This is a genomic window from uncultured Fibrobacter sp. (genome assembly GCF_946062555.1).
Lineage (GTDB): Bacteria > Fibrobacterota > Fibrobacteria > Fibrobacterales > Fibrobacteraceae > Fibrobacter.
The window spans coordinates 26,458-39,669 of sequence record NZ_CAMGVQ010000013.1 but is presented as its reverse complement, the minus strand read 5'-3'; the positions used below and the strand labels follow the sequence as shown (position 1 = coordinate 39,669).

The window sequence follows — 13,212 nt, the reverse complement described above, 5'->3', positions numbered from 1 at the left end:
TTTCTGTATGCAAGTTCTTCTAAATCCAGATAGCAAAAACGATTTAATATCTCTATACAAAAGAGCGTTTGAAAAGGCTGAAGAGATTTATCTCGCGACAGCATTTTTGACGGATTGGTCTTTCACCATTAAACCGAAGAAAGACTGTAGGAAATTCGTTGCTCTAGTGGGAACGAACTTTGGATTGACAAGAAAGTCTGCTTGTTTGTCCTTATTAAAATGGCTTCCTAAAAGGTTGCGAGGTGATGTCTTTGTGTTCCCATCGAATATGAATACATTTCATCCCAAAGTTTTGGTATGGAAAGAGAGGAACGAGTATTTTGCTTTAGTCGGTTCGTCTAATATGACTAGCGCCGCAATGTCTGATAATTATGAAGTAAACGCCTTTAATAATATAGAACAAGATGAATATGAAAAAATCGTTCAATGGTTTGATGAATGTATTGAATATTCCGATCCGCTTTCTAAAAGCTGGCTGAAAAATTACATCGAAAGTAAAATAGGGGGTACAAAGGGTGGAAAACGTAAAAAGGAAAAGAATGTAGATAATCAAACGCAGTTAAACCTTGATTTACCAAAAGTAAATGGCTATAGTTCCCTTTTGGATGAACGAAGAAAAAAACAAAATATTTTTCTAGAAAAGAAAGATCAGATTCTTCAGCTGTTAAGATCTAACGCAAACGGATCCATGAAAAATAATGTTTTTTGGAAAAATTTCACTGAGCTATGGCATAGAAAGTGGGAGGCAGAAGATTGTTTCCGTTTTCAAGGAAGTGGTGTTGAAAGGACCTGTACAAAAAATAATAATTGGAGGGAAATTACTGGATCCTTGTTAGATATCATTGAAAATGAAAAGAAAATGAGCCCTTTGGATTTGGATCAATTTGTGGCTGCGAAAATTGACCTGCTAGCAAAAAAGAAAAATCCTGCAAGAAAAGCTTGGTTATCTGAAATGTTGTGCCAATTTATCCCGGATAAATACCCTGTTTTAAATGAGCCTGTAAGAACGTGGATAAAAAAGAAAAAGTGGGCTTTAGATCGAGGTGGAACAGAAGGGAGAAAGTATATTGATTTGGCACGGAGATTACGCTCCGTTGTGAGGCAAAATTCAAATTATGTAAAAAATCTTGCGGAAGTTGATACGCTTATTTGGAGAATATGCCCCCCAAAAAAGAAGAAATCAAAAAAAATTATAGTTTTTTCAACATAAAATCCGGCCAAAATTATAGATATTTCAACATGCGGCGCGATTTTTGCCGAAAAGTGGCAGAATTTCGCTAAAATCGCCGTTTTTCTTTCTGAAAAACAATAAAAATACATAAAATGCGTAAATGTTGGCGTGAGCGTCTTGTTTTTTTCTAAAAATAATCTATATTACACATAGTGTGTAATCTTTTTATTAAAAAAGTACTGGTTGTTAAGATTACAAAAGGAGCTAAGGTGAATTGCGAAGAGATGAAAAATGAACTGAAAATTGCACCGTCACGTAACCCGTATGTCGTGTGGGATGATTTTGTTGCTCTGTGCAAATCTGGGAAAGAAATTCTTGTGTATGAAGATGCTCCCTCTGATGATGCCAATAGGTTTTTAAAATTGTACACTAATGAGGATATTGCTTCTTGGTTTGCTTCGTTGACGTCGAAACCCAAATTTATAAAGGTTGTCGAACTGGAAAAAAATATAATGGAAGGTCCGGCAGGAACACCTGTGTATTCTTATTTATTGAATTATGGTACTCATAATCTTTATGTGGCGATATTTGAACGATTAAAAAGTGAAGAATTACAGCAGATTCTTAAATCATTGAAACTAAATAAGCCAAAACCCAAAATCATAAACTGATTATACTTTAAGAATGACAAAAACAAAAAGGAATGCTTATATGAAAAATGTATCTGAATGCCCTGTTTGTGATTCTAAAAATATTGAAATCATTCATAAGGTGAAAAAAATTTTCGTACCCATGGCAGATTTTGCCAATCAAAATGTTTGCATTTGTCATTGTAAAGAATGCGGCGCAAAAATTCGATTGGATTCGGACTCTCGAGAAGAAGTGGAAAAGCAAAAAAAGATAAAAGGCGATGAAAGCATGCCCTTGTTGATTGAAAAAATAAACAAGGCTGGCTATTCTGATGCCCGTTTGGAGCGGGCCCTTGATTTGGCTCCGCATACGGTGTATCGCTGGAAGCAGGGAAAGCAGATTTCTGCAACTGTGTTGGCCTTGGCTCGTTATATCGCGTCTCAGCCGAAATTGATTGATTTTGCCGAAGAAGGCTTTGCCGATGGCGATTTGAAAGTTAATGTCGAAAGTCCGGAAGAGGGTTTCCCGGAATTAGAAAATGATGAATATCTAGCGGACTGTCTTTATCAGCCTGACGAAGCCGCTGTAACTCATGGCGAAAACGAGATAGATTTTTACAACTATTATAATCCCTGTTTTGCAAACGAAGGAGCGGTTGCCCTATGCAAGTAGAATCCAAAGTTTTGTGTGAAGAATTTCGCCAAGAGGCGAATGGAAGATATATGCTTCTCGGCATTTATCGAACGGGAAGAGTTGTGAATAATCTTCCAAAAGAAAAGCGTTGGAAAGACCCCATGTGCTGGTGTTTCTTTGCCGGAGTAAAGTTGGATCGTTCTGTTGATGCAAGTCATTATGTCGTCAGGTCCATCTCGACAAATGGCACGAGCCTTATGTCTGACATCCCTCTGGAAATCAGGGCGGAAGGCGACGACTTTGTTCAGCTCCCGATACGGGTAATCATGGACATGAAGGGGCCCGGAGAAATCATTGTCAATGTGTGTAAAGTCAATTCTGGCGAAGTTTATTGCGAGTTAGGTCGTTTTTCTGTAGTTGAAATGGACTGATTTCTTCTCTTTTTCTTAGTTAATCACCATTATCTTGATAAAAGTGTATTTTTTCAACACTTTTATCAAGATATTTCTGTGTTTTCACAACACTTTTCTCACTTTTGGCAATCGATATAATTATATATTTCGTACAAAAGGTATCCCATGGAAAAGATGAAGTTTGAAACTCCCGATATGGCGCAGATGAATGTCGAGAAGATTGCCGCGTTGTTCCCGAATTGCGTGACCGAAAGCAAGGCCAAGGATGGCAAGCTGAAGAAGGCGGTGAATTTCGACGCGCTCAAGCAGATGCTCGGCGAGAGTGTTGCGGAAGGCGACGAGTCTTACGAATTTACCTGGGTCGGCAAGCGCGACGCCATGGTGGAAGCCGCGAAACCCATCCGCAAGACGCTGCGCCCCTGCGTGGAAGAATCCAAGAACTTCGACACCACCGAGAACCTCTACATCGAAGGCGACAACCTCGAAGCCCTGAAACTCTTGCAAGAGGGCTACCTGGGCAAGGTCAAGATGATATACATCGACCCGCCCTACAACACCGGCAACGACTTTATCTACAAAGACGACTTCCGCATGGACAGCGCTAAGTACGCCGAAGAAAGCGGCGCCGTGGACGACGAAGGAAATCGCATGGTGCAGAATTCTGACAGCAACGGCCGTTTCCATTCCGACTGGAGTTCCATGATTTACAGCCGCCTGCTGCTCGCCCGCAACCTGCTCACCGACGATGGCGTGATATTTATCAGCATCGACGATAACGAACAAGCGAACCTGAAAAAGATTTGCGACGAAGTATTTGGTGGAAGTAATTTTTACGCACAAATTGTTTGGCAAAAAAGAACTTCTCCAGATGCTAGATTTAATTTAGGGGCAGCTCATGATTACATAACAGTAATAGCAAAGAATTTTAATGTGCTTAAAGAAACATTGAAGAAGTTACCCTTATCAGAAGAACGCTGTTCTCAATATAAGAATCCAGACAACGATCCAAGAGGTCCTTGGGCATCGGTGGATATTACTGGTCAAACAGGTCATGCAACGGGAAGTCAATTCTATAAAATCGTAACTCCAGGTGGTACAGAAATGTATCCACCCGCAGGAAGGTGCTGGGCTTTAGCGCAATCTACATTTGAATCTCTTTGTAAAGACAATAGAATTTGGTTTGGTGATGATGGAAATTCAAGACCAAGGCAAAAGAAGTTTTTGTCAGAAGGTGATGGTGGAAATGTATGGACTTGGTGGACTAATAATGAAGTAGGGCATAATCAAGAGGGTGCTAAAGATGTGAAATCTTTATTGGGTACGGGAGATTTGTTTAGTAATCCAAAACCAATAAGGCTGATTCATAGAATTTTGCAGTTGGCATCAAATGATAATTCTTTGATTTTAGACTTCTTCTCTGGTTCCGCGACAACAGCTCATGCCGTTATGCAATTGAATGCCGAAGACGGCGGCCATCGCAAATTCATCATGGTCCAATTACCTGAAAAATGCGATGAAAATTCTGAAGCAGCAAAGGCTGGCTACAAGACCATCTGCGAAATCGGCAAGGAACGCATCCGCCGCGCAGGCGATCAGATCTTAGAGCTTAGTTTACAGAACTTAGAAAAAGAAGGAATTGTCGAAAAGTATGCAAGAGAATTACCAGAAATTAGAAGTTTGGAAGAAGTCTATGGATCTAATGGAATTGGTCTATGCCTTGGTGAAGAGGTTGCCGAAGGAGGAAACATACGCTCTGTCGGATCAAATTCGCAGGGCTGTGGTGTCGATTCCGTCGAACATAGCGGAGGGGCAATCTCGGGGGAGCAAGGAGTTTGTCCAGTTTTTGAAAATAGCAAGGGGATCACGAGCGGAACTGGAAACACAATTGTTGATTTGCGAACGCTTAAAATACTTAACGAAAACGGATATCGAATCAAGCTTGAAGCTCTTGGAAGAAATCAGCAAAATGATCTCTTCGCTGATAAAGCATTTGACATCAAAGGTCTAAGTTCTAAGCTCTCAGTTCTAAACTCTGACCGTGGTTTCCGCGTCCTGAAAATCGACGACTCCAACATGAAGGACGTCTATTACTCCGCCGGCGAAATCTCCCAGCAAGACCTCGTCGAACAAATCAGCAACATCAAGGACGGCCGCACCGACATGGACCTCCTCTTCGGCTGCCTCGTCGATTGGGGCGTCTCGCTCTCGCTCCCCATCAAAACCGAAACCATCGAAAACCTCCAAGTCTATAACGTCAACGACGGCGACCTCGTCGCCTGCTTCGCAAACAACATCCCCGAAGCCGCCATCCGCCAAATCGCAGCCGCCAAGCCCCTCCGCGCCGTCTTTCGCGATTCCAGCTTCAAAAGCGACTCCGCCAAAATCAACGTCACCGAAATCTTCAAAACAATCAGCCCAAACACTACAGTAAAGGTGGTGTAAGATGAAAAATACAATATTGGCTTTTGATACTAACATATGGATTTACATGGTAGAAGAGCGTTTTTATCAATTTTTCAAAGAGTTGAAAGAACAAAAAAATAAGGGCTTCGTTGATATAATTGTTAGTGATATAGTAAAAAAGGAATGGAGTCGCAATAAAGATTCTGTTCGGAAAAAAGTTGTTGACGAAATAAAAACAGAATACAGACATACAAAACAATTGTCGGAGTTTATACAAGATTCTCATGCCCGGAATGCTTTTTTAGAACTTATTGCTTTTTGCAAGGATGAAGAAGCTAGATGTCAGGCAGTAGAAAACCGGATTAGTGAAATAGAGTTGTTTATGAATGAGTGTACTGAAATTACTGTTAATGAACAGCAAATTCTGTATGTTGCTCAGCTAGCGATTGATAAACAGCCTCCAATGCATAACAATAAAAATAATTTTAATGACGCTTTGATTTTAAGGAATTACTACCAATATGTAGAAGATAAAGTACGTAAAGAAGGTAGCGCCGTTCCTTCAAAATACGATTTTATTTATTTTTCAAACAATTCGAAAGATTTTATTGATCCTCAAACGGGAGAAGTATATAAAACTATTATTCAGATTCAGCCATCAGTAAGAACATACATTTCAAAAGACATCGCTGATTTTGCTCGTGTATTGGAATTATCATCGGATTTAATTGATGATTTTGATGATTGGGTACAAAGCCAGTTAGAATGGGAAGCTGAAGTTGCTATGGGACGATAAGTTTGGCGTACTAAAAATGATTTAATAATCACATGAGTATTAATTTAAGGAATGATTATATGGAAATTTTCAGAAAAGAGCTAAGAGATGCAGACAGAAATGTCGTTGGTGAATTTGCCATTATCTCTGAAACCGGGCGGAATCCAAATCCGCAGTATAATGTTCAAAGAGCCGTGAACCAGTATGTAGGTAATGACGATTACAACGATTTTGTTGAGGAATGGTTAGACAATCCATGGACTAGGCTTGTGGTTAAAGGCTTCAATGAAATTGATTTTCAACCAATGCAGGAATTGAACGGACAAGTAGAAAAACATGAAATTCCATTAGTTCCTGGAAATCGTTTCACTCGGTCAAAAATTGTTTTTTTGTTTGCGGACCCTACAATTGAAAATCCTCGTCCAATTATGGAAAGTGCTGTTCAACATGTTATAGAAGGTTCTCTCTATAATGCATTTATAGATTCCCATCTAGATAATCCTTGGATTCGTATTGTTGTTGTTGGGATTAATAATTTGCCTTTTGAGCCATATTCAATTGAAAAGGGTGTTTAATGACTCAAGCAAATACTTTTTTAGAGGGCGAATTTCCTTATTCTGAAGAATGCCTAGGAAATTCTATTCATTCTTGGCTATCATACCAAATAGCCCTCAATCGCAACTATAGTTTAGCAGAATCTTCTATAAATGTTCCGTTTGGAGAATATTTAGCTCAGTATATTAGCAAGTTGGAGTTGGAAAAGGAATTAAAATATTTTGGATCAAGATGGACGGATGCTTTCTTTGTTCGTCGAGAAACTGTTGATACGCCATATTATTTCGAATTTAAGTATACTAAAAACGGTTCTACGCGTAATCAACCTGAAAAACAGCGAGTGTTTAATGATTTGATGAGATTGAATTCTATTGATGACTGCAATTCATATAAATTTTTCTTAATGGCGGGAAAAAGCGAAGAATTTATGACTGATTTTGAGCAATTGATACCCGGGAAATCGGTAAGAAAAAATAAATTACCTCCTACCAATAAATCGCCAATGACTGTGTATAACAGCGTTTATAACAAGATGTTTTCTTTTGATATGAATGCCCCTGATAGAATTATTAACGTTAACGATCCTGATATATTAAATTTAATCACCGGTTTTGATAAAGAATATTCTAAAGACTATAGGAATAATCCTACAGTGCCTTACGCTCAATTTTCTCAAGACATTTCCAAGATAACTACAAAACTTGTATTTTTATCATGTATGGGGACATCTGCAAGAGTTGGAATGTGGGAAATAACAAAAACTCAACTTATAACCATTTAAAGTTCGAAAGGAGATGGTAAATCTATGAGAAAGATAATTGTTTTCCAACAGAATTTGCTGTTATTGACATTGATTACGATAAAGATGATGGGATATATACGGCAAGAATAAAGGATGTCACTAAAGGTTTGAATGTAAGCGTTCCTCCTCAACTTGGCAAGTCTATAGAAGAAGCTTTGGGCCTGATGAAAACATCATTAGAAACAGTAAACAATAATTGTTGGTCATTCGTGATAGATGTCCCCACTCAAATGAATGATGACACTATTATACATGATTGCTTTGATTTGTTTAATGTAAAGTTATCTATTGAAAATTCTGCACATCCAGAGGCTGCATTCAATGCTATTGAAAAGGCTGGAATTGATGGTGAAATTGTTGATAAAGATAATCGAATTTATCCAGCGAATTCAATTCATCAAATACTCAAAATGCTGAAAGAAGCATCGGTTGATAATTATCAGTATAGATTTATAGCAAAAAAAATCATAGTATTTTAATGGAGCGCTGATTGATCTACCCTGATGTTCCTCAACCTATTTTGGAAGGTGTCTGCAGAGTTCTTGCAGATACCGACGAGGGCATTACGGGCAGTGAAATTGGTCTTTATTTGTCGCAACTTAAAATAAAAGACGTTGCGCCTGATGCAACCAAATGGAAACGGCTGTATAATGCTTTAGCGGTGGAAGGTAATTCGACTAATTCGGTTGATAAAATTTTTGAATTTATCCAATTAGCTTTGGCTCCATCAAGATATCTTTCTAATCAGGATTTCTTTGGATATAGAGTTCGTTGTATAAATGAACAACTTGCTTTTGTTGGCATTCAATATCTTTTGAATGGTCAATTTGATTATGTGAAAAAGGCTGAAACAATTTCTGAGGCAAAGCAAAGGGTTGATTCTTTAAAATCAAAATTGGAAAATCAAAATGCTCATAGGCTGGTTTTTCAATATTGTAAAGAAGAACTGCTTGCCAATAACTATTTTCATGCAGTATTTGAGTCAATGAAAGGACTGGAAAAAAGAATTCAACAACTTTCTGGCTCTGACAAACAAGGGCGAAATCTTATAGAAAATGTTTTCAGTAAAAATCCTATTCTAATCATAAATAACTTTATAAATAAATCAGAACAGGATGAGCAAGAAGGCTTCAAGAACATTTTATGTGGCCTTATGGGAATGTTTCGAAATCCAGAAGCCCATGAACTTAAAGTTGAATGGCCTATCAATGAACAAGACGCACTTGAAATATTCGGCATGATTTCTTATTGCCATAGAAGATTAGATAAGGCTCAGAAAATCAGAATGGAGTGATTTGTGTCTACGCCTAAGTTTTCTTAATTTAATTAGTAAAAACGATTAACAATAGTGAATAATTCGTGTATTTTCCACAAGAGGATGTCTACGACATATGTATAAATTCTTTACTTCACATCTAAAAACATTGGCTATAACCATGTTAACTACGGGGATTTTGGTGCTTTTGTTAACCTATATATTTGTGCAGCCGGCATTTGCACCATCTTGGGATTATACAAAGACCGGTTCTATCGGAGATACATTTGGAGGTATAGCAGGAACTATAGTCGCTTTTATTGCCGCTTTTTTAGCTTTTTGGGCGATGTGGGCCCAATACGAAGCTAATGAGTCTCTTGCAAAAGGTAATGACTTGCAACAGTTAAGAAATTCTATATCAGAACATATTTCATTGCTTTCTACAATAAAGTTATATGATAGGGAACTAGGAGGAGCCGGTTATAAATGTGAAGATTCGCAAAAAAATATCGTTTATAATTTAGCTAAAGTTGACACACTATTACGTGAAGGTTCTGAAGCTCTTTTTGTTTTGTATCAAAAATTTTTTGTAAATCACTTTATTCGTATCTCAAAATATGAGTCAAATTCTAATAAATATAAAGCTGTTGCTTCAGCATATTCGAATTTTATTTCCGAACGGGGCTATTTGTTCAATTATTATTTAAACCATTCTTTGATTATATTACAAGATATTGATAATGCATCCCGTTTATCTAGTGATGAGAAAGAAAATGTTGTCAAAGAATTCATCCATATGCTACCTACTTATGAATTGGTTTTAATGATGTTGAGGTTCAAATTAGATGAGAAAATTGTATCTTATAAAGAAATAAAAGTGATTGAAAAATATAAAGTATTTGAAGGTTTGTTTCCAATAATAGATCCTTCTCATGATCAATATATTATGGATTTCAACTCTTTTATTGAGTCTGTTCCTTACATAAGAAAGTATGTATAAAAAGTCGGCCATTCTGCCGACTTCTTTGATTTAAGCAAATGCCAAGTTTTTCTTTTTGTCTTCAACTATTGAATCATCAAGAATAATTTGAGTTTCTTGTTGAGGATGTATTTTCTTTAGTTTAGAAGAACTGCTTTCTATTAATGCAGAAGCGAGGTTGAGCATGTTGTGGGTTGCTTCCAGTTCGAATTTGGCAATACCTTGAAGAATGGATTCATCATCAACTGCGTATTTTTGCAACTCTGTTAGTAACGCAGAAAGCTGATTGTAGGTATTCTTGATTTTTTGTGCGATGTTCTGCGGTTTGGAAATGATGAGCGTTGTTTCGTAGCCCAAAGCAGCAACATATTTGTTCAAATCACCAAGTTTAATTTGGTCATTGCTTGCGTATTCAAGCCTAGAAATGCAGGGTTGCGACACGCCCATCTTTTTGGCCATTTCCGCTTGAGAAAGATTGTTCTTCATGCGGAGAATCATCAGATTTTTGCCAAGAATATGATTTTTGATTTCTTTATCGATGCCCTTTCTTGCGTCGTCATCAATTCCCATATCCTTTAATAATTCCGAAACTGAAGTTATCTTCTTGTCCATAGCGGCCTCCCTTGTTAGGGTGTATGTGATGTTTTAAGCGTTTGGTTCTTGAAGGTTCTTTTTCACATAGTTGTGAATTGTTTGGATGTCTTTTTCTTGATGATGTTTGTCGCCTATAAAAAGAATGTGTAATACGTGTGTGGTCAAACAAGGGTAAATGTACAGTCTAAGAGGATGCGCTCCTTTACGGAGAGGGTGTTGCGTTATAGACACAACTCCTTTTCCTTCGTTATGGACAAAAGTGTTTTCTTTTTTGATTTGCTCAGGGTGTATCCCAGAATCTAAAGCACTTTTGTATCTATCTAAGTTTGCCATGATATTGACAAACTCTTGAGGGTAATTCTTTTGAAAGCTCTTTGCTGCACTGCGAGAAAAGCACGAGGCGTCGTTGTTTATTGTCCATGCGGAAGGCATATGTTCTCCTAGATTTTCATAAGTTAATCCTTTAATGTGATTGTTATTCGTTTTCTGAATAATAATATATTTTTTTTGTCGTTTTGTCAAGATTGTTATTCAAAAAATGAATAAAATGCCGAAATTTAACTTAATTCGACATGTTTTGTGTAATAAACCACTATAAAGGTGTGTCTAATCTTCATCCTATATAGGGATTGAGTTTTGAAATCATTGATTCTAGTCATAAATAAGTATTTTTACCCCTATGAAAGCAGAATCTAAATCTTTTTCCTTCTTGAACGAAATCCAGACTTTCGAAATCCCGTTTTTCCAGCGAGCCTACGTGTGGAAAAAAGACAACTGGGAAGAACTCTTGGATGATCTTAAACAGGTGAATCGCAGACACTTCCTTGGGTCTATCATCCTCAAGAAGATCAACGATTCGTCCGTATTCGGAGCAACAACCCGTGTAAGCGTAATTGATGGTCAACAACGCTTGACTACGTTGAGCATCCTGCTAAAGGCTATATATGATACCTTTAGTGATGAAATCAAGGTAAATGTTCTTGACGATGCGCGGAATGCTCTTTTTTACAAAAAGAAAAAGACAGATTCGGCTTATCATATCAAAGTCAAGCATTCAAAGGTGGATAGGCAAGATTTTGAAAAAGTTATCGGAAGTGTAGATGCCAACGGAATCACATCTATAGATTATTCGGAAATCGCAAATTTAGATGTCGATGATGACAATTCGTCACACAAGATTCTCTGCTGTTATAAATATTTCGTTGACCAATTAAAGACCTTCTCTCCTGACATCGTGAGCGATATCTTTGATAATTTGCTATCCGAAAATAACAAGATGATTGTGGTTATCGCCTTGGACGAAGATGACCACGAACAACAGATATTCGACACCATCAATAGTGCGGGCGTGCGCCTGACATCTACGGACATCGTGAAAAACGCCCTCTTCCAAAAGGCTCTTGAATTTTGCACAGAAGAAGATGTCGTTGAGTTCTACGATAACACTTGGGGAAATGTTTTCTGCAAGGACGAAGAAACCCTGCATTATTGGGGCAAGAAAAGGACCATCGGTCGCATTCAGCGTGACAACAGCGAAGTCCTACTACAATCCGTAGCGATCATTGAAAAGATATTTGACCCAAGCGAGCATACCCTGACGGACATTCCTGATCTCTACAAAAAGTACATTGAGGACATGAAAGAAAAAGAGGTAAAGGAATTTGTCCGGAAAATCATTAATTATGCTCAGATATATCGTGACAATGTCCCGGAATTGAACAAGACTACTTGTTATTCTTATGAAGATAGCGCCAAACGCTTATTCCATATTCTAGACGAACTTGGTCTGACAACCTTTAATCCGTACATTCTATTCTTGCTGAAAAAGTATGAAAAAGACGAAGGTGCACTGAATCAGCGAATGAATGAATTGGAAAAATTCATTATGCGCAGAATGATTGCGGGAGAAAGTACAAAGGGGTACAACAAGAATTGCCTTGAGTTTATTGATGACGAGACGAAGCCATGCCAGATGGCAGAACTTATCTCGAATGACGAGGTATTTACCGGCCTTTCTAAAATAAAGAACCGCGAAGCGACTCTAATTCTTTTCTGGATTGAACTCAAGCGCCGCTTCGATTCTAAAAAATATGATCTTAAGGAATTGAAATACGATTACACGCTTGAACATATCATGCCGCAAAAGTGGGAGGAAAATTGGAGCGATGTACCGTATGTTAATGCCAAGGGCGAGAAAATTGATGAGGACGAAGGTAAGGTTAACCGTCAAAAGATGGTGTATTCCATTGGCAACATGACGCTCTTGACCGGCAAACTGAATACGTCTATCCAGAACAATAAGTTCAAAGTGAAAATGGAAGGCTCGCCCAAACGCAAGGGCGTCAAGGCTTATGCGGAACTGAGCATTACTTCTATCGATATTGTCGAAAATGTTTACAATGCTCACAAGGAATGGAATGAATACCAATGTCTCCAGCGTCAGGTTGCATTGACAAAGGAAGTTCTGGATATATGGGGCGTTGATGACGGTGATTTTGATGAACCTGAATCGTTTAATGTCATTGGCGTCAATGTGTCTAAGCCGCTGATAAGATCTGTGGGCGCAAAGGGTAAAAAAACAAATATTATCCTTTATAAAAAAGATGGCTCGACAATCCAACATGATTCTGCAAAAGACACATTGGTAGAAGCGTTTGAAGAAATTCTAAGGAGCATTGATAAAAAACAAATGTGTGAATATGCTCAAAAGTATTTATCTGTACTAGATAGTGAACCTTTATTCAAAAAAGGAGAACACAGTTCCAAATATGCAAATTCAGTTCCCATGGGTGATGGGTATTATCTAAACACTCATAGTAGCACAGAAACCAAGAAGAAACAATTGGAAGACTTGTCGGATGCACTGAATTTGGGATGGCGTGTTGAATTTTTGAAGAAAGGATGATTCGTCATAACTTGAGAAAAATGTGGGTTCGTAAACCTCTGAAGTACGCCGGATATTATCCTCTTTAATGAAAAATAAGTATCTTTTAAATTATACG

The 13,212-nt window shown here is 37.9% G+C and carries 14 protein-coding genes and 1 pseudogene; 13 read left to right on the top strand and 2 right to left on the bottom strand.

Translation table 11 applies throughout. The annotated features are described in order from the left end of the window. Positions 1-7: 7 nt before the first annotated feature. The 12 genes and pseudogenes from Q0P86_RS05670 to Q0P86_RS05615 all read left to right on the top strand — a co-directional run bounded on the left by Q0P86_RS05670 (position 8) and on the right by Q0P86_RS05615 (position 9,637). The gene (locus Q0P86_RS05670) at positions 8-1,210 is read left to right on the top strand and encodes a phospholipase D family protein (protein ID WP_295037963.1); all 1,203 of its coding nucleotides are present in this window, start codon (positions 8-10) and stop codon (positions 1,208-1,210) included. A gap of 173 nt (positions 1,211-1,383) precedes the next feature. Beyond that, positions 1,384-1,842: a hypothetical protein gene (locus tag Q0P86_RS05665; RefSeq protein WP_295037962.1), complete on the top strand. Its 459-nt coding sequence runs from the start codon at positions 1,384-1,386 to the stop codon at positions 1,840-1,842. A gap of 40 nt (positions 1,843-1,882) precedes the next feature. Further along, a complete protein-coding gene (locus Q0P86_RS05660; RefSeq protein WP_295037960.1) occupies positions 1,883-2,473 on the top strand; it encodes a hypothetical protein in 591 nt (196 codons plus the stop codon). Further along, positions 2,464-2,865, top strand: coding sequence for a hypothetical protein (locus tag Q0P86_RS05655; protein WP_295037958.1), 402 nt, complete (start codon positions 2,464-2,466; stop codon positions 2,863-2,865). The genes Q0P86_RS05660 and Q0P86_RS05655 overlap by 10 nt, the downstream gene beginning before the upstream one ends. A 147-nt stretch (positions 2,866-3,012) precedes the next feature. Continuing rightward, positions 3,013-4,323, top strand: a pseudogene (locus Q0P86_RS05650) (site-specific DNA-methyltransferase); the annotation flags it as partial. A gap of 172 nt (positions 4,324-4,495) precedes the next feature. Further along, positions 4,496-4,855, top strand: coding sequence for a four helix bundle protein (locus Q0P86_RS05645; protein ID WP_367181817.1), 360 nt, complete (start codon positions 4,496-4,498; stop codon positions 4,853-4,855). Between the two features lie 435 nt (positions 4,856-5,290). Then, positions 5,291-6,046, top strand: a complete 756-nt coding sequence (locus tag Q0P86_RS05640; protein ID WP_295037956.1) for a PIN domain-containing protein — start codon at positions 5,291-5,293, stop codon at positions 6,044-6,046. 59 nt (positions 6,047-6,105) lie between these two features. Then, positions 6,106-6,600 carry a hypothetical protein gene (locus Q0P86_RS05635; protein WP_295037954.1) on the top strand — a complete coding sequence of 165 codons (495 nt, stop codon included), beginning with the start codon at positions 6,106-6,108 and terminating at the stop codon, positions 6,598-6,600. Next, positions 6,600-7,361, top strand: a complete 762-nt coding sequence (locus Q0P86_RS05630) for a hypothetical protein (RefSeq protein ID WP_295037952.1) — start codon at positions 6,600-6,602, stop codon at positions 7,359-7,361. Before Q0P86_RS05635 ends, Q0P86_RS05630 begins: the two co-directional genes overlap by 1 nt. 128 nt (positions 7,362-7,489) lie before the next feature. Beyond that, positions 7,490-7,861 (top strand): hypothetical protein, encoded by a 372-nt coding sequence (locus tag Q0P86_RS05625; RefSeq protein ID WP_295037950.1) that lies wholly within the window; start codon positions 7,490-7,492, stop codon positions 7,859-7,861. Between the two features lie 11 nt (positions 7,862-7,872). Continuing rightward, entirely contained in the window at positions 7,873-8,676 is an 804-nt protein-coding gene (locus Q0P86_RS05620) for a TIGR02391 family protein (protein ID WP_295037948.1), read from the top strand. Positions 8,677-8,773: 97 nt separating this feature from the next. Further along, a complete protein-coding gene (locus Q0P86_RS05615) occupies positions 8,774-9,637 on the top strand; it encodes a hypothetical protein (RefSeq protein ID WP_295037946.1) in 864 nt (287 codons plus the stop codon). 30 nt (positions 9,638-9,667) lie between these two features. Here the strand turns inward: Q0P86_RS05615 and Q0P86_RS05610 are convergent, their stop codons facing one another. After that, positions 9,668-10,228 (bottom strand): helix-turn-helix domain-containing protein, encoded by a 561-nt coding sequence (locus Q0P86_RS05610; RefSeq protein ID WP_295037944.1) that lies wholly within the window; start codon positions 10,226-10,228, stop codon positions 9,668-9,670. A 33-nt stretch (positions 10,229-10,261) separates the two neighbouring features. Then, positions 10,262-10,732: a hypothetical protein gene (locus Q0P86_RS05605; protein ID WP_295037942.1), complete on the bottom strand. Its 471-nt coding sequence runs from the start codon at positions 10,730-10,732 to the stop codon at positions 10,262-10,264. Positions 10,733-10,919: 187 nt separating this feature from the next. Between Q0P86_RS05605 and Q0P86_RS05600 the strand changes: the two genes are divergently transcribed. Next, a complete protein-coding gene (locus tag Q0P86_RS05600; protein WP_295037941.1) occupies positions 10,920-13,115 on the top strand; it encodes a DUF262 domain-containing HNH endonuclease family protein in 2,196 nt (731 codons plus the stop codon). Positions 13,116-13,212 lie beyond the last annotated feature (97 nt).